At 72.2% G+C, this 22,823-nt stretch carries 7 protein-coding genes; all 7 read left to right on the forward strand.

The window, feature by feature from the left end; translation table 11 throughout:
- The first annotated feature begins 283 nt into the window (after nucleotides 1-283).
- The 7 genes from ACIRGA_RS38920 (at nucleotide 284) to ACIRGA_RS38950 (ending at nucleotide 22,508) form a co-directional block, all read left to right on the forward strand.
- Entirely contained in the window at nucleotides 284-1,144 is an 861-nt protein-coding gene (locus ACIRGA_RS38920; RefSeq protein ID WP_400951774.1) for a peptidoglycan DD-metalloendopeptidase family protein, read from the forward strand.
- 145 nt (nucleotides 1,145-1,289) lie between these two features.
- Nucleotides 1,290-1,799, forward strand: a complete 510-nt coding sequence (locus tag ACIRGA_RS38925; protein ID WP_400951779.1) for a helix-turn-helix domain-containing protein — start codon at nucleotides 1,290-1,292, stop codon at nucleotides 1,797-1,799.
- A gap of 106 nt (nucleotides 1,800-1,905) precedes the next feature.
- The gene (locus ACIRGA_RS38930; protein ID WP_400951783.1) at nucleotides 1,906-4,353 is read left to right on the forward strand and encodes an ATP-binding protein; all 2,448 of its coding nucleotides are present in this window, start codon (nucleotides 1,906-1,908) and stop codon (nucleotides 4,351-4,353) included.
- 115 nt (nucleotides 4,354-4,468) lie between these two features.
- Complete coding sequence (locus tag ACIRGA_RS38935) at nucleotides 4,469-12,424, forward strand: amino acid adenylation domain-containing protein (RefSeq protein WP_400951788.1); 7,956 nt, start codon at nucleotides 4,469-4,471, stop codon at nucleotides 12,422-12,424.
- Nucleotides 12,421-19,338 carry an amino acid adenylation domain-containing protein gene (locus ACIRGA_RS38940; RefSeq protein WP_400951793.1) on the forward strand — a complete coding sequence of 2,306 codons (6,918 nt, stop codon included), beginning with the start codon at nucleotides 12,421-12,423 and terminating at the stop codon, nucleotides 19,336-19,338. Before ACIRGA_RS38935 ends, ACIRGA_RS38940 begins: the two co-directional genes overlap by 4 nt.
- 109 nt (nucleotides 19,339-19,447) lie before the next feature.
- Nucleotides 19,448-21,982, forward strand: a complete 2,535-nt coding sequence (locus ACIRGA_RS38945; RefSeq protein ID WP_400951796.1) for an ATP-binding protein — start codon at nucleotides 19,448-19,450, stop codon at nucleotides 21,980-21,982.
- Nucleotides 21,983-21,992: 10 nt separating this feature from the next.
- Nucleotides 21,993-22,508, forward strand: coding sequence for a hypothetical protein (locus ACIRGA_RS38950; RefSeq protein WP_400951799.1), 516 nt, complete (start codon nucleotides 21,993-21,995; stop codon nucleotides 22,506-22,508).
- Nucleotides 22,509-22,823 lie beyond the last annotated feature (315 nt).

The following is a 22,823-nucleotide window of genomic DNA, read 5'->3' on the forward strand; positions in this document are numbered from 1 at the left end:
AACCCGAAACGCCACTCACGACCCGCGCTTGACCAGGGCCGAAGGCTCCTTTCACCGCATTAGACGCGACGAAGGGAGCCTTCATCCCACCATCCGCCCGTCCGAGAACACCACGTTTGGCTTACTCCTCAATAAGACACCGGCGGACGGAAATGACGTCCACGCCGCCGAATGAGCGGCAGTTTGCCCTTTATGACTTCCCTGGCGTCCATCACGTCCGTACCGTCGCGCACTGGCCGATTCGCCGCATTCATGAAGAAAGGGAACGTCGTTGAGAAGACTGATGGTCGCATTATTCGGCGTGGCACTGACGTTGAGCAGCACTCTCTTCCTTGCCCCTGCCGCACAGGCCGCGACGGCACGGAACGGCGTCTGCGAGGACGGCGAGTTCTGCTTGTACTACAACAGTGATCAGCAGGGATCGGTCAGCGATTTCGACGCGTCGGTCGGTAACTACGGCACGGGCGCCGACTGCTATCACTTCCTCGGCGCGGGCGCGGGGAAAGGCCTGTGCGTGAAGGGCAACGCGGCCTCGGTGTGGAACCGGCGGGACGCGGTGGTCACCGTGTTCTTCAAGAACGGCTGGACGGGCCCGATCGACTCGTTCGCGCACGGCGTCAAAGGAAACCTGTCCTCGACGTACAACGAAAACGCCGGGCATCTGCTCGGCCTGGTGGAAAACGAATGGCTGGAAACCGGGCTGTACCATAGCGACTCCGGCCACATCAGCTCTTATTTCGACGGCTACGTGAGTACGTCGGGCAGGCACGAGGGGATCGACTTCGCCCGCGGCTTCGGCGTTTCCGTGTACTCGATGACCCAGGGCTCCGTCATCAGGAAGACCGAGGGCGGCAACGGCAGCGGCGGCCTGTCCACGTTGGCGATCTACAACCGGGATCAGGATTTCACCGTCATCTACCTGCATCTCAACCCGTCGAACGGGCTCGCGGTCGGTGAATTCGTCAGCCGGGGCCGGCAGATCGGCACCGAGGAGTATCGCGGCGCGAGCTCCGCGCACACGCATGTCGAGTACCGGCCGGGCAGGCACGAGAGCGCGTCGGACAGCACCGGCGATCCGGTTCTCGACAACCCGAGCCCGTCGTTGTTCTGGCGGAACCACGGCTACAACATCTGCTGCGGATGACGTCGTCAGCCCGCTCCGCTCGCCCGAGCCGAGCGGGCTGAACCGGCACTTCTTCGGTGAAGTTTCCGGTTGCCCCTCCCCTGCCGCCTGCCGACCATGGTGCGGCACCGGTGACGTGAGTCGCCGAGCGAAGCGGAGGACGCCAGTGACCCAAGGTGTTCAGCTCATCCTGCCCGGCAGGCAAGCGATCGTGTTGTCCGTGTTGCTGCGCAACGCGAACCGGGTGGTCGGCATCGACCGGTTGGTCGACGCGGTCTGGGAGACCGAGCCGCCCGCCACCGCGCGCACCCAGGTGCGGATCTGCGTCTCGGCGCTGCGGGCGAACCTCGGCAGGGTCGGGCTGTCGTCGCCCATCGTCGCCGAGGAGCCCGGCTACCTCATACAGCTGGCCGACGCCGATCCCGCGCTGGAGGCGATGCTCCCGGCGGAGGAAGGTCCGGCCCGATTCGGCGAGTTGCTGCGGAGCCATCGGCGGAGCCTCGGCGCGACCCAGCGGCTTCTCGCCGCCCGCTCCGCGGTCAGCATCCGAGCGATCAGAGACCTCGAGCACGGCCGGGTCAGCAGGCCCCGCCGCGACACGGTCCGGCTCATCGCGGCCGGGCTCGGCCTGTCCGGCCAGGCTCTCGCCGACTTCGAACGCGCCGCGGCCCGCTAGCAGGCAGGACTCGCGCGGTCACTGTCCGGCGTTTTCGACCAATTTCGATCAAAATCGTCACCGAACCGCCGTTTTCCGGCGTCGCGCCCGCTCTACCATCCGCGAAATGGACCGTGGGCCGAGTTCGCTGCTGGGTGAGGCACGGCGGGACGCCGGGCTCACCCAGGAGGAGTTGGCGGAACGCACCGGGCTGACGGTGCGCAGCATCAGCAACATCGAGCGTGGCCGGGTCGCCCGGCCACGGCGACATTCGGTGGAGGCGCTGGCGCTGGGGCTGGGTCTCCAGGGCGAGCAGGCGAGCCGGTTCGTGCGGCACTACTGCCCGGACGCGGTGTCGCCCGCGAGAACGCCGGTCGTCGCGGTGCCCGCGCAACTGCCTTCGGGGATCACGTCGTTCATCGGGCGGCAGCGGGAGATCGACGCGCTCGACGCCCTCCACGGCGAGAGGGCCGGCGCCGGTGTCGTCGTGGCGGTGTTGGAGGGCATGGCCGGGGTCGGCAAGACCTCGTTGGCCGTGCAGTGGGCGCAACGGGTCAAACCGGACTTCCCGGACGGGCAGCTGTTCGCGAACCTGCGCGGCTACGGGCCGGGGGCGCCCGCCGACCCGGGCGAGGTGCTGCGGTCGTTCCTGCGGGCGCTCGGCGTGCCCGTGGCGGACGTGCCCGCCGACCTGGACGACCGGGCCGCGTCGCTGCGCAGTGTGCTGGACGGCCGTTCGGTGCTCATGGTGCTGGACAACGCCCGCTCGGCGGAGCAGGTCCGGCCGTTGCTGCCCGGCCACGCGGGCTGCGCGGTGGTGGTGACGAGCCGCGCGGCACTGCACGGGCTGACGATCAGCGCCGACGCGCACCGGGTACCCGTACCGCTGCTGACCGAACAGGAGTCCTTCTCCTTGCTCGACCGGTTGGCGGGCAACGGACGAAGATTCGCGGACCGCACCGCGCTCGCCGACATGGTGTCGGGGTGCGGCGGCCTGCCCCTCGCCCTGCGCATCGTCGGTGAACGGCTCGCGCACAACCGGAATCTGGCGAACGTGGCGTCCTCGATGCGTTCGACCGGGGACCGCCTCGCCGCACTGACCACCGAAGAGAAGACCACCTCGCTGCCCTCCGTGCTGTCCTGGTCCTACGACGCGCTGCCCGGCGACGTGGCCTCGGGCCTGCGTCTGCTCGGGCTCCATCCCGGCCCGCACTGGGACACCGCCGCCGCGGCGGCGCTGCTGGGCACGGATCCGCCGGAGACCCGCAGGCTTCTCGACGCGCTCGTCGACAGCCACCTGTTGCTCGCGCAGCGCGCGGACGGCCGGTTCGAATTCCACGACCTGGTCCGCGACTACGCGCGCGGCCGCGCCGGCGAAGAACCGGCGCAGCGACGATCGGCCGCCCTTCGCCGCCTCGCCGGGCACTATGTGGCCGGGGCGGCCGACGCGGCCGGGTCGATGACGGCGGGCGACCCCAACCGAAGACCCTTGCTCACCCCGATCGCCGAGAACGTCCGGTTCACCGGCGCCGAGGACGCCGCGACCTGGCTCGCGGCGGAACTGCCCACCTTGATCGCCATCGCGGAACAGTCGTCGGCCACCGGCGACACCTACGCCCGCGACCTCTCGACCGTGCTGTGGCAGGCGTTGCGGGTGCACGGTCACTACGGCGCCCTGCGCACGCTGCACCGTCTCGCGCTCACCGAGGCGCAGCGGGCGGGCGACGCCATCGGCACTCAGCAGGCGCTCGTCGACCTGGCCGCGATCTGCGCCAGGCTCGGCCATTTCGATGAGGCGGTCACGCACCTGACCCGCTGCCTCGACGTCGACGGGAGCCCGGTCGTCACCGGTCGCGCGTTGAACACGCTCGGCACCGTGTACGCGCAGCTGGGCCGGTACGCCGACGCGGCGGACCATTTGAGCAGGGCGGTCACGGTTTCCCGGGAGACCGGCGACCGCCTCAACGAGGGACGCTCGCTGTCCAACCTCGGCTTCGTCCACGAACGCCGGGGCGACCTCGACGCCGCTCTCGACTGCTATCGGCAGTGCCTGACCAACGCCCGGAGCATCGGTGACCGGCTCAGCGAGGCGATCTCGCTGCACAATCTCGGAGACGTGTACCGCGCGCTGGGCCGGTGGACGGAGGCCCACGACCACCTCCACCGGTCGCTGACGGTCAGCAGGGCCGAGGGCCACCGGGAGGCCGAAGGGTACGCGCTGGCCTACCTCGGGCTGGTGCACCTCCGGCAAGGCGACGCGGCGACGGCCCGCCTGCATCAGGAGGCGGCGCTCGACATCGCGGTGGCGACCGGCATCCGGCCGCTGGAGACCCTCGTGCACAACGGGCTCGCGGACAGCGCGCTGGCGTGCGGTGACCGGCCGGTCGCGATGGCGCATTACACGCGGGCCGCCGAACTCGCCCGGCTCACCCGCGAACCGCATGAGGAGGCCCGCGCGCTGACCGGTATCGCCGCGACCCACGACGACGTCGGCGCTCCGGAAAAGGCCAAGCCGTACCGCGAACGCGCGCAGTCGCTGTACGACGCGATGGGCATCGCGATGGCGTCGTCGTGACCGGAACTTGCCGTCCGCGCAGTTTCCGGTCGGGTTTCCTGGACCGGGCGCCGTCCCGGAAGTTCAATCTGCCGAGGTCGGGAACTCCGGCCGGGTCACGAGGGGGTTCAGCGGGTTGCGGGTAGATCTGGGTGGGTTCGACCGGGTACACGAGGCGTTCGAGGAGCAGGCGAGAAGGACACCCCACCGCTGTGCGCTCGTCGCGGGCGACGAGCGGCTGAGCTACGCCCGGCTGGACGAGGTCGCGAACACGGTCGCGCACACCCTGCTCGGTCGTGGAGTGGCACCCGGCGATCTCGTCGGCGTCTGCCTGCGCCGTGGCCGGTGGCTGGTGCCCACGCTGCTGGGGGTGTTGAAAGCGGGGTGCGCGTATGTCCCGCTGGACCCGTCCGCTCCCCCGGCGCACGGCGCGTCGGTCGTCGCGGACTCCGGGCTGTCGCTGGTGGTGGCGGACGAAGCGGGTCCGGCCGCGCTCGCGGACGCCGACGTGCCGGTGCTGGCCGTCGGGGACGTCGTCTCCGCGCCCACGACCGCCCCCGCCGTCCAGGGTTCCGGCACGGACCTCGCCTACGTGATCTACACGTCCGGCTCCACCGGGCGGCCGAAAGGTGTCCAGGTCGAGCATCGCAACGTGCTCGCGTTGCTGGCGTGGGCGGCCGCGACCTACGGCGACGACGAACTGCGCGGCGTGCTCGGCGCCGCGTCGGTCTGCTTCGACGCGTCCGTCGCCGAGATCTTCCCGCCCCTGGTGACCGGCGGGAGCCTGGTGCTCGCCGAGAACCTGCTCGCGCTGCCCGGGCTCGCCGCGCGGGACGAGGTGACGTTCGTGCAGGGCGTGCCGTCCGTACTGGCGGTGCTGGCGCGCACCCCGCTGCCGCGTTCGGTGCGGACCGTCGCGATCGCGGGCGAGGCACTGCACCGGTCGCTCGTGGATCGCCTTTACACCAACGAAGGCGTGCGGCGGATCGTGAACTGCTACGGCCCGACCGAGGTGACGGTGAACTGTTCGTGCCACGAGGTCGGCCGGGACGGGCTGGACGATCCGCCGATCGGCACGCCGCTGCCCGGCGCCGCGTTCTCGGTGCGCGACACCGACGGCCGCGCGCTCGGCGACGACGAGGTCGGTGAGCTGTGGGTCAGCGGAGCGCTCGTGACCCGCGGGTACCTGGGGCAGCCGGAACTGACCGCCGAGAAGTTCGTGGTCGACTCCCGCGGCATCCGGCACTACCGCACCGGTGACCTGGTCCGGCGCCGCGACGGCGTGCACCACTTCGTCGGCCGTGCCGACGACCAGGTGAAGGTGCGGGGCTTCCGGATCGAACCGGGACAGATCCAGGCGGCGCTCCTCACCCACCCGGCCGTCGGCAACGCGGTGGTGCTCGCGCCGGCCGACGAACACGGGGAGCGCAGGCTCGTCGGGTTCGCCGAACCGGCCGGTGATGGGGTTTCCGAGCCGGAACTGTTGCGGTGGCTGCGATCGCGGCTGCCCACGCATCTGGTGCCGTCGCGAATCGCCGTGCTCGACGCGATCCCGCTCGGCACGACCGGGAAGGCGGACCGGACCGCGCTGGCGGCGTGGGTGTTCGACCGCGAGGACACCGAGTACGCCGCCCCGCGCACCGACGCCGAACGGCTGGTCGCCGAGGCGGTCGCGGCCGCGTTCGGGCTGCCGGAAATCGGTGTGCACGACCGGTTCTCCGAGTCGGGCGGGCATTCCCTGGCCGCGGCGCGCGCGATCGCGCGGCTGCGGGAGCGCACCGGCCGGGTGGTGACGCTGGCGGAGTTCCTCTCCGACGGCACGGTGGCGGCGGTCGCGCGGCGGCTCGCGGGCGCCCCGGCCGCGGCGCCCTCGGTGGCGCTGGAGGAAAACCCGAGCCGTGAGACCTACCCCTTGACCGGCACGCAGCGGGAGCTGTGGACGCTCGCCCAGCTTGGCTCGACCGGTACCGCGACGACCGTCGCCTGGCGGCTGCGGCTGCGCGGCCGGGTGTCGGTGCCCGCGCTGCGGTCCGCCGCGGACAAAGTCGTGGCACGGCACGAGGTGCTGCGCGGCACGATCGCCGACCACGACGGCGAACCGGTCATGGTGGTGGGCCCGCCGGCGCCGGTCCCGCTGGACGTGCACGACCTGCGCGGTCTCGCCGACGCGGATCGCCGGGCCGGGGAGCTGGCCGCGACCGCCGCCCGGCACGCGTTCGACCTCACCGTGGACACGCCGCTCCTGCGGATCACGCTGCTCCGCCTCGCCGACGACGTGGCCGACCTGGTCGTCGTGTCCGACCACATCGCCACCGACGGCGTGTCCGTCGGCGTGCTCATGGCAGAGCTGGCCGGCACACCCGCCCCTGCTTTCGCGCAGGTCGGCGCGGTGGCGCTGCGGGAGCGCGCGCTCGCAGAGGTGCCCGGTGAGCGAGACCGGCTGACGGCGTACTGGTCGGGAGAGCTGGCCGGAGCGACCCCGCCGGACGCCCTGTTCGACCGCGTCGTGCACGGTCGGCGACGTTTCGCAGGGCAACGGATCAGCACGCCACTACCCGAATCGCTGGGGTCGGCCGTGCGCGCACTGGCCGAATCGACCGGCGTGACGCCGTTCGCGGTGTACCTGTCGGCGGTGGGCGTGCTGGTCGGTGAGCTGGTGCACGGTCAGGACGTGCTGCTGGGCATGGCGGCCGCGCACCGGGACCGGCCCGAACTCGAACACACCGTCGGGCCGCTGGTCGACGTCCTGCCGGTCCGGTTGCGGCTCGACGCGGACGCGTCGTTCCGCGATCTGCTGCGCGCGGCCATGACCACGGCGGCGCACGCCATCGACCATCGGGGCCTGCCCACCGGTGAACTCGCCGCGCTGTGGGGCGGCGACCGGCCCGCCGGGGTCCCGCTCACGCCCGTGTCGATCGCGGTGCAGCCCGACGGCGTCCCGCTGTCGGCGCACGGGCCGGGCACGCGGCTGGACCTCCTCGGCGAGCTGCCGACCGGCGGCAGCCACAACCCGCTGACGGTGTTCGTGAACACCCACGTCGGCGGCGCCGAGCTGATCGTCGAGCACGACCCGTCGTGGCTCACCCCCGACCGCGCTCGCTGGTTCACCCGTTCCCTGCTTCACCTTCTGCACACCGCGGTGTCCACACCGGACACCGCGCTGTCCGCACTGGCGCTGGCGGCGGACGGGGAACTCGCCGAGCTGACGTGGTGGGGCACCGGCCACGCGCTATCGGCCGACGACGCGGCCGGCGTGCCGGACGCGGTGTGGCGCAACGCGTCGAGGACACCGGATGCGATCGCGGTGTCGTCGGAGAGCGGGCAGCTGACGTACGCGGAACTGGCGGGCCACGCCGACCGGATCGCGCGCGTGCTCGCCGCGTCCGGGGTGACGGCCGGGGACACGGTCGGGGTGTGCCTGCCGCGCGACGAGTTCCTGCCCGCCGCGCTGCTCGCCGTGTGGCGGGCGGGTGCGGGGTATCTGCCGCTCGACACCGAGCAACCCGTCGCCAGGCTGGCCCAGCTCGCGGGTGAGGCCGGACTGCGGTTCGTGCTCACGCGTGGCAACGCCGAGCCGGTGGCATCGGAGGTCGCCGACGCCGTGCCGGGCTTGCGCGTGGTCAGTGCCGACCGGACCGACGGTGTGCCGTTCGAGGCCGTGCTGCCGGACGGCGACGCGCTCGCCTACGTGCTGTACACCTCGGGATCGACCGGGCGGCCCAAGGGGGTCGAGATCAGCCACGCGAACCTGCACGCGTTCGTCCGCTCCCGCGGGCTCTGCCCCGGTATGACGCGGGACGACGCGATGCTCGCGCTCGCGCCGCTCGCCTTCGACGTCTCCGCAGAGGAATTGTGGTGGCCGCTCACCACCGGCGCGCGCTGCGTCGTCGCCGGCCGCGACAGCGCCGTCGACGGCCACGAGCTCGCGCGGCGGATCGCCGAGAGCGGTGTCACGGTCGTCGACCTGACCCCCACGAGCCTGCGGATGCTGCTCGCCGCGGGCTGGGCGGGTGACCCCGCGCTGCGGCTGCTGCTCGGCGGCGAGGTGCTCGACGCGGACCTCGCCGCGCGGGCCCGGCCGCTGGTCGGCGAGCTGTGGAACGGCTACGGCCCGACGGAGACCACGGTCGCGGCGACCGCGCACCGGGTCACCGGGCACGACCGGGACCGGGTCCCGATCGGTTCGCCGACGCCGGGCGCCCGGCTGTACGTGGTGGACGAGGCGGGCAGGCTCGCGCCGCCCGGCGCGATCGGTGAACTGTGGATCGGTGGCGCCGGGGTGGCGACCGGCTATCGGGCGCGGCCCGAGCTGACCGCGTCCGCGTTCGTCACCGACCCGGTGCGGCCCGGCGAACGCTGCTACCGCACCGGTGACCTCGTCCGGTGGCGTCCCGACGCGACACTGGAGTTCCTCGGCCGCGGCGACGACCAGGTGAAGGTGCGCGGAAACCGGTTCGAGCTCGGCGAGATCGAGTGCGTCCTGCGTGGACTGTCCGATGTGGACGACGCGGCGGTGGCGGTGGCCGCGGACGGCGTGGACGCGCACGTGATCGGCTACCTCATTCCCGCGACCGTCGACGCGGCGGCCGTCGAGCGACAGGTGCGGCGGCTACTGCCCGCCTACATGGTGCCGAGTTCGTGGCACACCCTGGACGCACTCCCCTTGCTGCCCAACGGAAAGCTCGACCGGCGCGCGCTACCGACAGCGCCCGTCGACCGTCCGTCCGCGGCTATTCCGCTGTCGGAGGCCGAGGCGGTGGTCGCGCGGGTGTGGCGGGAATGTCTCGAACTCGACGCGGAAATCGGTCCGGACAGCGACTTCTTCACCCTCGGCGGCCGGTCGCTGGCAGCGACCCGGGTGGCCGGTCTCCTGCAGACCCGACTGAGACGCCGGATCACCGTCCGCACCTTGTTCGACCACCCGGTGCTCGCCGACTTCACCGCACGGATCGACGGAGAAGGTGCCTGCGACGACCGTCTGCTCACCGCCCGCGTGGACCCGGCCGCACCCGCATCGCTGTCTCCGGCGCAGCGCATGCTGTGGTTCGCGGCGAAGCTCGACCCGGACAGTGCTGCCTACAACTCCCCCACCGTGCTGCGGATCCAGGGCGCACTGGACGAGCCGCGGCTATACCGCGCGGTCCGTGCGCTCACGGCACGCCACCACGTGCTGCGCAGCCGGGTCACCGAGATCGACGGAGAGCCGGTCGCGCTCCTCGGACCGGCCGACGCCGTTCCGATGTCTACTGTGGACATCAGCGAACCGGACCTGGACACGGCGGTGGCGGCGGAGATCCGGCGGCCGTTCGCACTGGACGCCGCGCCACCGCTGCGCGTGGTCCTGTTCCGGATCGCACCGGACCACCACGTGTTGATCCTTACCTGCCACCACATCGCGACCGACGCTGTCTCTCAGCGGCTCCTGCTGTCCGAAGTGGACCAGGGGTATCGCACGGAACCCGACGACTGGCCGTCGCCACCGGCGCTCCAGTACGCCGATCACGCCGCGCGGGAGCGCGAGCAGGACCGGGGCGCGGGGCTCGACTGGTGGGAGCGACGGCTCGCGGACCTGCCCGCGTTGCGGTTGCCCGCCGACCGGCCCCGCCCCGCCATCGCGGACTGGACGGCGGACGAGGTCCCGGTCCGGCTGCCCTCGGACGTCACCAACCGGGTCCGCGCCATGGCGAGCGACGCCGGGACCACCCCGTTCACGGTCCTGCTCGCGGCCTGGCAGCTGTTGCTCGCGCGGCTGGCCGGGGTACGGGACCTCGCGGTCGCCGTGCCGCACAGTGGTCGCCGTTCCGCCGAACTGGCCGGAATGGTCGGCTTCTTCGTCAACACCGTGGCCGTCCGTGCCGATCTGGGGGCCGGCCTCCGGTCTGGCCGCGACCTCGTGGCCAGGGCACGCGACGCGGTGCTCGACGCGTTCGCGCACGCCGACGTGCCGTTCGACGAGGTCGTGCGACGACTCGCGCCGGAGCGGGACCCAGCGAGCACGCCGGTGTGCCAGGTGATGATGAACGTCGTCGACGACCAGGCGACCGCGACGCTCGGCGACCTGGCCGTGACGGTGCTGCCGCAACCGGTCGCCACCGCGCTGTACGACTTGAACCTCGACCTCGCCGAAACCGGCAACGGCTACACGGGCAGGCTCGTGTTCCGCGCCGACCTGTTCGACCGGGACACGATCGAACGCTGGGCCCGCTGGTACGGCGCCCTCCTGGACCGGCTCACGACCGATCCGGACTCCGCACTGTCCACACTAGACATACTGGACGCTGCGGACCGTGCCGCACTGCTCACTTGGGGCACCGGGAAACCGTTGCCTGCCACACGAACCGTGGTCGCCGACGTGCTCGCTCAACCACCCGGCGCGGTGGCGACGTCATCGCCCGCCGGACGACTGTCCTATGCGGACCTGGACAACTGGTCGGCGCAGGGCGCCCACGGCCTGCTCGCCGCGGGTGTCGACACCGGTGACGTGGTCGGCGTATGCCTGCCCCGCGACGAATACCTGCCCGCCGGGCTGCTCGCGGTGTGGCGGGCCGGCGGCGCGTACCTGCCGCTGGACCCCGGTCATCCCGCGGACCGGATCGCGGCGCTCGCCGCCGACGCCGGGATCCGGGTGGTCGCCGCCCGCGGCCAGGCGCTGGACGTGGCCCGCGCCGCGTTGCCGCACCTGACCGTCGTGGACCTCGACGCCCCCGTCGCGGACACCCGCACGCTGCGGGAGCCGGGCCAGGACGACCTCGCCTACGTCCTCTATACGTCCGGTTCGACCGGCAGGCCGAAGGGTGTCGCGGTCACACACGGGAACCTCGCCGCGCTGGTCCACACCTTCCGCGAAGTCACCGACGTGCAGCCATCCGACACATGGCTCGCGGTGGCGCCGCTCGTGTTCGACACGGCCACCGGCGAGATCTGGACGACACTGACCGCGGGCGCGCACTGCGCGATCGCCGACCGGGACTGCGCCGTCGACGGACACGCGCTGGTCCAGCGGCTCGTCGCGACCGGCTCGACCCGGTTCAACCCGACACCGACCACCTTGCGGATGCTCGTCGCCGCCGGACTTCCCGATCTGCCGGGACTGCACGTGTTCTCCGGCGGCGAAGCCCTCGACGTCGCGCTGGCGCGGCAGGTCACCGCCCGGGTCGCGAGCCTGCGCAACTGCTACGGACCCACGGAGACCACCATCACCGCGACCACGCACCTGGTGACCACCGCCGACCTGGCGGCCGACCGGCCGATACCGATCGGCGGGCCGCTCGGCGGCACCCTGCTCACGGTGGCCGACCCGTTCGGCCAGGCCGCGCTTCCCGGCGCGGTCGGCGAATTGTGCATCGGCGGCGCCGGCGTGACATCGGGCTATCGGGACCGTCCTAAGCAGACCGCGGCCGCCTTCGGCACCGATCCGTTGCACGGCGTCCGCTCCTACCGCACCGGCGACCTGGTCCGCTGGCGCGCCGACGGCGCACTGGAGTTCCACGGCCGCGCCGACCACCAGGTGAAGATCCGCGGAAACCGGGTGGAACTCGGCGAGGTGGAACACGTGCTGCGCACCGTCGCCGGGGTGACCGACGCGGCGGTCGTGGTGCGTGTCGGGGAGGGCGAACCACATCTCGTCGGCTATCTCACCCCGTCCACTGTGGACACAGATGCGGTGGCGGCCGTGCTGCGCGGCCGCTTGCCCGATTACGCGGTGCCTCACCGATGGGTACCGCTCGACGCGTTCCCCACCACCGCGACCGGAAAGGTGGACCGTGCCGCGCTGCCCGCACCGTCGGCATCCGCGCGGCCGGACAGCCCGCCGGCATCGCCGGTCGAGGAACTCGTCGCGATGACCTGGGCCGAGGTGCTAGGTCGAGAGCGGGTCGGCGCGCTGGACGACTTCTTCGGCCTCGGCGGACATTCGCTCGCGGCGACCAAGGTCGTCGGACGCCTCGGCGAGGCGCTCGGCTTCGCCATTCCGGTGCGGTGCCTGTTCGACCGGCCGGTGCTGCGGGAGTTCGCGGCGGAACTGGAACGGATCGCGATGACCGCACTGGCGGACGACGACGCCATCGATGTCCCGGCGGGGAGCACGGCATGACCGACTCAGTGGTCACCCCCGCGCAGGAACGACTGCGCGAGCTGCTCGCCCGCCGCGCCACCGCCGCCTTGCGTGGCGGCACCCCCGTCGCGGAGCCCGCCATCCCCCGGCTCCCCCGCGACGGGTCGCCGGTGCCGCTGTCGCCCGCGCAGGCGAGATTGTGGTTCCTGGCCCGCTTCGAACCCGGCGGCCATGCCTACAACCTTCCGCTTGTGCTCGAGCTGACGGGATCGGCCGACGAGACCGCGCTCCTCGCCGCGGTCCGTGACGTCGCCGACCGCCACGACGTGCTCCGCGGCGTGTACCGGGAGATCGACGGCGAGCCGATGCGGTGCGCGGGGCCTGACGTCCCGGTGTCCACTGTGGACATTGCCGCGGCGGAGCTGGACGCCGCGGTGGCCGCCGAGGCCACCCGTCCCTTCGTGCTCGAAGACATGCCGCCGATGCGGGCGGTACTGTTCCGGGTCGCCGCCGACCGGCGGGTGCTGGCGTTGACGTTCCACCACATCGCGATGGACGCCCCGTCGGCCGCGGTCGTGCTCGACGACCTCGCCGCCTGCTACGCGGCCCGCCTCGGCGTCCGCGACGTGCCGCCGCCCCCGGCACTCCAGTACGCGGATCTGGTGGCGTGGAACGGTTCCAGGCCGGACACCGCTGAGGCCGACCTGGACTGGTGGCACGAGCGGCTCGCCGGGCTGCCCCCGGTGCTGGAGCTGCCGACCGACCGGCCCCGTCCGGCCGTGGCCGGCGACGAGGGCGCCGAAGTCGAGGTCGAGGTACCCGCCGCGCTCACCGCGCGGCTGCGGGAGATCGGCCGCACCACCGGCGCCACCCCGTTCATGGTGTTCCTGGCGTGCTGGCAGACCCTGCTCGCCAGGCTGGCCGGGACGACCGACGTACCGGTGGGTGTGCCGGAGTCCGGCCGTCGCCACCCGGACGCGGAACGGGTGGTCGGCTGCTTCGTCAACACGCTCGTGCTGCGCACCGACCTGGCCGGGGCGGCCACCGGCCGCGAACTGCTCGCCGCCGCCAGGGACACGGTGCTCGACGCGTTCGCGCATACGGGCGTGGCGTTCGAGCGGATCGTGGAACGGGTCGCGCCACGACGCGGGCTCGACGCGTCGCCGATCTTCCAGGTCATGCTCAACGTGCTCGACGAACCCTCCCGGGCACCCGAGCTGCCGGGCCTGACCACCCGGGTCACCGAACCGCCGGTGCGCGGCGTCAAGTTCGATCTGAACCTCGCGCTGTCCCGGTCCGGCGACGGCTATTCGGGCGGGCTCGCCTACCGCGCCGACCTGTTCGACCGCGGCACCGCGGAACGGATCGCCCGCTGGTTCGTCACGCTCGTCGACGGGATCACCGCGGACCTCGACCGGCCGGTGGCAGAGGTGCCGATCGAGGTCGTCACCGCCCCTTCGCTGGCGGGACCGGCACCGGAGCGGGCCGGACTCCGCCCGGTGCACACGCTGATCGAAGACACCGTCGACCGCTGCCCGGACCGCGTCGCCGTGGCCGGCGCGACCGGCACGCTCACTTATCGGCAGCTCGACGAACGCGCCAACCGGATCGCGCACCGGCTGCGGGCGCTCGGTGTGCGCGCGGACGACCCGGTCGGGATCCTGCTCGAACAGGGCACGGACGTGGCGTGCGCGGTGCTGGGCATCATGAAGTCCGGCGGCGCGTATCTGCCGATGGACACCACCTATCCGCAGGCGCGGGTGGCCGCCATCCTCGCCACCGCGGGCGCGCGGATCCTGCTCGCCGAACCCGGCCTCGACATCACCGTTCCCGGTGTCACCGTCCTGACCGTCGACGACGCGGTCGCCGACCAGCCCGGCACCCGGCCCGGCGTCCCGGTCGCGGGCGACGACCTGATCCACGTGATCTTCACGTCCGGTTCGACCGGGGCGCCGAAGGGGGTCGCGGTCGAACACCGCAACGTCGCGCACTACCTGTCGGGCATGCTGCCCCGGCTCGGCGACGTGGCGGGCGCGTCGTTCGCGGTCGTCTCCACCCCGGCGGCCGACTTCGGTCTCACCTGCGTGTACGGCGCGCTGACCACCGGCGGCACCGTCCACCTGGTCGAGCGGGACACCGCGATGGACCCGGAATCCTTCGCCGGGTACCTGGCCGAGCACCCGGTCGACGTGCTCAAGTGCGTGCCCAGTCACCTGGAACTCCTTGCCCGGCACGGGAATCTGGCCACCGTGCTGCCGGACCGGCTGCTGATCCTCGCCGGCGAGGCGTGCCCGTGGCCGCTCGTCGAGCGCGTCGAGGCGGCCCGTCCCGGCCTGCGGGTGCAGAGCCACTACGGGCACACCGAAAGCACGATGATCTCGATGACGTGCGACGTGGCGACAGTCCCGCCGCACGAGCGCACCGGATACGTGCCGCTCGGCACGCCACTGCCCGGGGTCGTCGGTCATCTCGTCGACGCGCGCGGCGCGGTCGTGCCCGACGGCATGACCGGCGAACTGGTGATCGGCGGGCCGCAGATCACCCGCGGCTATCTGGGCGACGACACCCAGACCGCGGCCCGGTTCGTGCCCGACCCGCTCGGCACCGGCGTGCGGTGCTTCCGCAGCGGCGACCTGCTGCGGGTGCGGGCCGACGGCACCGTGCAGTTCCTCGGCCGCGCCGATGACCAGGTGAAGGTGCGCGGCCACCGGGTGGAACTGGGCGAGGTCGCCGCCGCCCTCCGCGACCTCGACGGCGTGGCCGAGGCCGTCGTGCTGCCGGTAGGGGCCGGTCTCGACCGGCGCCTGGCCGCTTGGCTGGTCGGGCCGGGGCTCGACGTCGCGACCGTGCGCCGGACACTGCGGGAGCGGTTGCCGGACTACATGGTGCCCACCTCGCTGACCGTGCTGGATCGCTTGCCGCTCAACGCGAACGGCAAGATCGACCGGGCGGCACTGCCCGACGTCGCCGAGCGAGAACCTGCCGCGCGGCGGCCGGTGGCGACCCCCGCCGAGCGGCTCGTGGCGCGGGTCTGGAGCGACGTGCTCGGGATCGCCGACATCTCCGCCGACGACGACTTCTTCACCGCGGGCGGTCATTCCTTCGCCGCGGTGCGCGTGGCGGGGCGGCTGGGTGAGGCACTGCGCCGCGACGTCGCCGTGCGCACGGTGTTCGAGTACCCCGTGCTGGCCGACCTCGCCGCCGCGCTGGCCGCCGACCCGGGCGGTGTATTCGGCGGCGCTCCCATCCCCGTGCGGCCGGACCCCGAAGCACCCGCGCCGCTGTCGTCCGCGCAAGCGCGGCTGTGGTTCCTCGAACTGCTCGGCCCGGGCTCGGCCTATCACGCCGATCTTGTGCTGCGGCTGCGCGGCCCGCTGGACGCGGCGGCGATGGCGCTCGCGGTGCGGGACGTCGCCGCACGGCACACCGTCCTGCGCAGTGTCATCGAGGAGCGGGACGGCACCCCGGTGGCCGTGCCAGTGCCTGCCGACCGCGTACCCGTGTCCATTGTGGACATAGCGGCCGACCGGGTGGACGCGGCGTGCCGGGCGGAGCTGGCGCGGCCGTTCGCGCTCGACCGGGAGCCGCCGCTGCGGGCCTCGCTGTTCCGGATCGCCGCCGATGAGCACGTCCTCGCGCTCACCGTGCACCATATCGCGACCGACAACTGGTCGCGCGGCGTCATCGGCACGGACCTCGCCGGCGCGTACGCCGCGCGGCTCACGGGATCGGCGCCGGACGCGGACCTGCCCGTCCAGTACGCGGATTACGCCGCCTGGCTTGCCGCCCGCGCGCGCGACGAAGACCTGGACTGGTGGTGCGACCGCCTGTCCGGGCTGCCACCGCTGCTCACGCTGCCGACCGACCGGCCCCGCCCGGCGGTGGCCGACTGGTCGGGCGGGCACGTCCGGTTCGCCCTCCCCGCCGCGCTCACCGCACGCGTGCGGCAGGTCGCGACCGAGGCGGGCGTGACGCCGTTCATGGTGCTGCTGGCCTGCTGGCAGGAACTCCTCGGCCGCCGCGCCGGGACCGGCGACGTCGCGGTCGGCGTGCCGGAATCCGGGCGGCATCACCCGGACGCCGAGTCGACGGTGGGCTGTTTCGTGAACACGCTCGTGTTGCGCACGGATCTCGGCGGCGACCCGACCGTGCGCGAGTTGCTCGGCCGGTCCCGCGAGACCGTGCTCGGCGCGTTCGCGCACGCCGAGACGCCCCTCGAACGGATCATCGAGCGGTTGCGGCCGGAGCGATCCGTGGCCGCGACGCCGATCTTCCAGGTACTGCTGAACGTTCTCGACCAGCCGGCGACGCCACCCGCGATCCCGGGTGTCGAGGTGACGGCCGTCCGCGACGCGGGCGAGCAGGTGAAGTTCGACCTCAGCATGGTGCTGGTCAACGACGGCGACACCTACCTCGGTGGCCTCGCCTACCGGGCCGACCTGTTCGACGCCGCCACCGCCGAGGAGATCGTCGCCGACTTCCAAACGCTCCTGAGCGGCTTACTGTCCAATGTGGACCAGCCGGTCGCCGCGGTCGGCCCCGCCCGTGCCGGGTCACGCCCGGTCACAGTCGAGCCCGTCGCCGTGCCGATGACCGGCTCAAGCGCACCGGAAACGCCTACAGAGCAACGCATCGCACAGGTATGGGCACAGGTGCTCGAGGTGCCCGAGGTCCGCGCGGACGACGACTTCTTCGCCCTGGGCGGCCATTCGTTCACCGCGGTCCGCGCGGTCCGGCTGATCGACGAGCGGCTCCGGGTCATCGACCTGTTCCTGCACCCGACCGTCCGCGAACTGGCCGCCCATCTCGACGCCGGGCAGGAGACCGGCGACGGGCGCCTGCTGCACCGCCTCTCCCCCGCCCGCACGGGCACACCGGAGGTGACACTCGTCTGCGTGCCCTACGGCGGCGGCTCGGCCGCGGTGTTCCAGCCGCTGGCCACCGAACTCGCCGCCACCACACCGGATATCGACCTGCTCGCCGTCGAACTGCCCGGCCACGACGTGGCCCGGCCCGACGAGGCGTTCCGTACCGTCGACGAGGTCGTGGACCTGCTGGCCGACGAGATCGGCCGGACCGTCACCGGCCCGATCGCGGTGTACGGGCACTGCGTCGGCTCCGCGGTGGCCACCGCGCTCGCCGCCCGGCTCGAAGCCGACGGCCGCACCGTCGCCGGAGTGGTCGTGGCGGGCAGCTTCCCCTCCGCACGGCTGCCGGGCAAGCTTTCGGCCTGGCTGCAGCGCCGGTTCCCGCGCGAACGCTGGGTGGCGGACCGGCTCTACCGGGACACGCTGCGGGCCACCGGCGGACTGCTGGACGACATGGACGAGGCCGCGAGCGCGGCGATGCTGCACGCGTTGCGGCACGACGCCGGACAGGCGCAGGCGTGGTTCGGCCGAGCGCTCGACCCGGACGCCGGACAGAACGCTCGGCTCACGGCACCGGTCCTGTGCGTGGTCGGGTCGAGCGACCCGGCGACCGAGCTGTACCAGGAGCGGTACCGGGAGTGGGGCGTGTTCGCCGACCGCGTCGAACTGGCGGTGCTGCCCAAGGCCGGGCACTACTTCCTGCGCCACCAGGCCGCCGACGTCGCCGCACTGCTGCGCGACCGGCTGCCCCGGTGGGCCGCCGGTGACCTGCCGCCGGAAGTCGACGACGTCCCGGTCGCCGCGACCGCGACCCGGCGGGGGCTCCGCGCGTTCTACACCGTGGCGGGTGGCCAGGCCGTGTCGATGATCGGCAACGAACTGAGCGCGTTCGCCCTCGGCGTGTGGGCCTACCAGCTCAGCGGACGCGTCATCGACCTCGCGCTGGTCGTGTTGCTCGCCCGCGTGCCGAGCATGCTGCTGACGCCGGTCGGCGGCGCGCTCGCCGACCGGGTGGACCGCAGGCGGATCATGCTGTGCTGCGATCTGACGAGCGGCGCGGCGATGGCCGTGCTCGCCGTGCTGGTCGCCTTGGGACGGCTCGATCTCGTGGCGGTCTGCGCGATCGTCGGGGTCATGTCGGTGGCGTCGGCGTTCCACCGGCCCGCCTACCTCGCGGCGATCGCCCAGCTGGTGCCGAAGCCGTACCTGCCGCAGGCCAACGCGCTCGCCGACATGGGCGCCGGGCTCGGCACCGTACTCGGGCCGGTCCTCGGCGGTGTCCTCATGGGACTGTCCGGGCTGACCGGGGTCGTCGTGGTCGACGTCGCCACGTTCGCGATCGGGGTGACCACCCTGGTGCTGGTGCGCTTCCCGAACCGGATGTTCTTCACCCAGGCCGAACCGTTCGCGAGGGCGGTCGCCGGCGGCTGGAAGTTCGTGCTGCGCCGCAAACCGCTGCTGGTGATGATCGGCTACTTCGCGGTGGTCAACTACTTCACCGCCGTGATGTGGGTGGGCCTCACCCCGCTGGTCCTGTCGATCGGCTCGACGGGCGAACTGGGCGTGGTCAGTGCCGTCGGCGGGATCGGCGCCGCGGTCGGCGCGCTCGTCGTGGTCACCTGGGGCGGCACCACGCGCCGGGCCACCGGCATGATCGCGTTCGTCATCGGCTCCGGGCTCGGGGTGGCGCTGATGGGGGCATGGCCGTCGGTGCTCGTGGTCGCGGCCGGCCTGTTCGTGCGGCTGGCGTGCATGAGCATCGGCAACGCGCACTGGCTGTCGATCATCCAGACGAAGGTCGGCCAGCAGCTGCAGGGCCGGGTGCTGGCGATCAACGTCATGCTGGCGACCGCCATGCAACCGCTCGGGTTCCTGACCGCGGGACCGCTCGCCGACCTGCTCGGCGGCTTCGCCACGCTGATGGTGGTTTCCGGTGCCGTGCTGGTGGTGTGGGGTGTGCTCGGCCTGCGGTACCGGCCGCTGCACGACATCGAGGAACTGCTGCCGGACGCGGCTCCACCGGCGGAGATCGACGCCGACCTCGACCGCGTGCAGGCGCTCGCCGACCGGAACCTGGCGCGATGACGCGGTGACTCAAAGCGGCCCGCCGGTCGCCGATCTCGACTAAGGTCGATCGGCATCCGGCCCGGGAATCGCCGCCGGGCGGGTCGTTTCGCGTGTCCAGGGGGTTCCCGTGACGGAGGAACAGCCGCCGAATCCGATCGGAGCCCGGTCGTACGACGAGCTCGCTCAGCGGCTCAGGCAGGCGTTGGCCTGGGCGGGGCTGACCCACCGGGAACTGCACCGGCGGGTGCGGCGCTTGCGCACGGCCAGGGGGACGGCCGACCTGCCCGCCTACAACACGGTGTACCGCTGCCTGCTGCCAGGACGCAAGCGGCTGGACGTCGAACTGGTCGTCGACATCGCGGCCGTGCTGCTCGGCATGGACGTCGCGGCGGAATGGCGGCAGGCGCACCGGGTGATCACCGGGCACGCCACCGAGGCGGCCGTGATCAGCGTCGCCGATCACCTGCCCGCCGGGGCAGGCGGATTCGTCGGCAGGCAGGCGGAACTGCGTCGGATATTGGAGGCCGAGCCGGACGACGCCCGCGTGTGGGCGATCTCCGGGATGGCCGGGGTCGGCAAGACCCGGTTCGCCAGCGAGGTCGCGCGGCTGCTGGCCGAGCGGGGCAGGTTCGCCGACGTGCGGCTGGTGGTGAATCTCCGCGGCTTCGACGCGGATCGGCCCGCCGCGGACCCGGCCGCGGTGCTCGAAGGCTTTCTGCGCCGGCTCGGGGCGTCCGGCAGCGAGATCGGCTGCCTCACCCTCGCCGATCGGAGCGCGCTGTTCCGCCGGCTGCTGGACGGACGGCGCGCGCTGATCCTGCTGGACAACGCTGCGTCGGTCGACCAGGTGCTGCCGTTGCTGCCCGCCGTCCCGACCTGCCTGGTGCTGGTCACGAGCAGGCGCCGCCTCGCCGGATTGGACACGGCCCGGCACATGGCGCTCGACGTGTTCACGCCGGAAGAGTCGGTCGAGTTGCTCCGCGACGGAATCGGTGACGAACGCGTCGACGCGGAGCAGGACGAAGCGGCCGACATCGTCGAGCTGGTCGGCCGGTTGCCGCTGGCCCTCGCGCTGGTGACCCGCCGGTTGGCCGCCTCGGACGAGTGGACGATGGCCGACCACCGGGACCGCCTCGCCGACCTGCGGACCATGCTGCGGCTGGACGACGGGGTCGAAGTCGCGTTGCGCACCTCGTACGACGAACTGGCCGAACCGGACCGGGTACTGCTCGGATTCCTCGCCCTTTATCCAGGACGCGATGTCGACGACCACGCGGCGGCGGCGCTGGCCGGCGTCGAAGTCGGCGTCGTCCGGCGGCAACTCGACGATCTGGTGGCGGCCAACATGATCACCGCCCGCGCGTCCCGGTTCGAACTGCACGACCTGGTCCGGGTGTTCGCCGCGAAACGCGTCCGCGAGAACGTCCAGGCCAGAGTGCGCCGGGCCGCGGCGGTTCGGCTGCTCGACTTCCAGCTGGCCACCGCCCGTGCCGCGCTCGTCACCTGTTACCCCCATGAGGCGGAGCGGTGGGAGGACCTGCCCACACCCGCGGCGCGGGCGCTCGTGTTCGACGGGGCGGACGAGGCGATGGCATGGCTGGACGCCGAGCGGGTCAACCTCGTCCTCGCGTCCGGCTGGGCGCTGAGCGAAGGGCGCGACGAGCACGTGACGCGGCTCGCGTGCGTGATGACGAGCTATTTCGAGGCCCGAGTTCACGTGAGTGACGCGCTCGCCCTGTTCGGCAACGCCGTCCGGGTCGCGTCGGGTGTCGTACGAGGGCACGTGCTGAACGGGCTGGCCATGACCCATTGGCAACGGGGGAACGCCGCCGAGTCACTCGTCATCCTGGAGGAGGCGATCAAGGAGTTCTCCGCCGCCGGTGAATCCGATTATGTCGTCAACCTGTCGGGGAACGTGGGCCTCCTGCTGACCAGTCTCGGTGACTATCGCGGCGCGTTACCCTGTTTCCGGCGGGCCATGGAATTCGCCGTCGCGAGGAACAACGAGTCGTTCCGGGCACGGCAGCTGTGCAATATCGGCCTCGCCGAAATGCGACTGGGGAATCATCCCGCCGCCGTCGACAATCTGTCCCAGGCCCTTGACGTGACCAGGGCGAGCGGTGACCACCTCTGCGAATGCCGGGCGCTCGACGGTCTCGGCACCACGTTCTGGCGAATGGGAAAGGACACTGAAGCACGGGCCTGTTACGAACAGGCGCTCGCCGTGGCGAGGCAGACGCACAACCGGGCTGACGAGGGGAAGGTGCTCAGCCATCTCGGTGTCCTGCTCGTCGCGGCGGGCCGGTTCGACGAGGCGTTGGCGCATCACCGGCAAGCCATCGATCTGGCCAAGGAGATCGGCAGCAGGGAGGGAGCGCTGGCCGCTCGCAACGACATGGCGGCGACCCTGCTCGCCGCCGGGCGGGCGGACGACGCCGTGCGCTGCCTGCGGCGGTCGATCGAGTCGGCGACCGCAGCGGACAGCCGTTACGAACTCGCCAGAGTCCAAAGTGGACTCGCCGACGCCCTGTTCGCCCTGGGCGATCCTGTCGCCGCACGGAAACACTGGCAGACCGCGCACGCCGCGTTCACCGAGATGGGCGTGCCGGAGGCCGTCGAAGTCCGCGAGCGTCTCGCGTCAGGCGAGACCGAGACGTCGTAGGAAGGAACAGATGCTCTACCGCGCTACCGGCACCCTGTTCATCGAGGACAACACCTTCTCCCTCGGAGACCGCAACGATCCGCAGAGCCCGCTCTACCACGTCGGCGCCCTGCCCTCCCCTCGTGTCACAGGACTTCTCGCAACGGCACCGGGTTTTGTCGCGGTCACCTGCGGCGTCCACCTCGGCGAAATCACCGTCACCACCGAGACCTGGGACGGGCCGCCGGAGCCCGACCTCGCCGCTTGGGAGGACGTGGCCGAAGTCTCGGTCACCTGGCCCGCCGCCGAGATCGCGGTCTGCGGGACCGAAGCCGACGGCGCCGTCGACATCCCCATCACCCTCCCGCCGGCCGCGAACGGCAGCTTCCGGGTACGGGACTCGGTGCGCCACCGCGACGCCGGCGAAGACCGTGACCCGGACGACCCGCAGGAGCAGCACCTGATCCAGATCTGGCCCGACACCCCACGCCAGGACGAACTCCTGAAAGCCACCGACAACACCGGCGCGCTTTGGCGCGCCCACTGACTCTCATGGGCGGCGGTTGGTTCGTGAGGTCGTGTCCGCTCAACGGCATGACTGCGCATACCCGCTCCTGTCCCCACGGCGGACCATGGCCACTTATTGAGGGGCAAGTCAAATATGGCGTGCCGCGCTCCCTTTGCGGCCTGGGTCCGCGCTGACCGACGAGGGCCGGCCGCGCGGTGAACGTCCACAAGGGACACTCATCGGGCTGCCAGTGTCCGGTTTGAGCAGTCTGCACGGTGCCGCAAGGGGGTGGGGGGGGGGGGGGGGGGGGGTGGTTGAGGCGAGACAACCAACAACAACCCACCACCACAGCCC

It is taken from the genome of Amycolatopsis sp. NPDC102389 (genome assembly GCF_044765885.1).
In the GTDB taxonomy this organism is placed as follows: domain Bacteria; phylum Actinomycetota; class Actinomycetes; order Mycobacteriales; family Pseudonocardiaceae; genus Amycolatopsis.

Bases quoted from the DNA above. Each gene is read 5' to 3' on its own strand.
- ACIRGA_RS38950 (WP_400951799.1), top strand. From the start codon at position 21,993: ATGCTCTACCGCGCTACCGGCACCCTGTTCATCGAGGACAACACCTTC.
- ACIRGA_RS38940 (WP_400951793.1), top strand. From the start codon at position 12,421: ATGACCGACTCAGTGGTCACCCCCGCGCAGGAACGACTGCGCGAGCTG.
- ACIRGA_RS38920 (WP_400951774.1), top strand. From the start codon at position 284: ATGGTCGCATTATTCGGCGTGGCACTGACGTTGAGCAGCACTCTCTTC.
- ACIRGA_RS38930 (WP_400951783.1), top strand. From the start codon at position 1,906: ATGGACCGTGGGCCGAGTTCGCTGCTGGGTGAGGCACGGCGGGACGCC.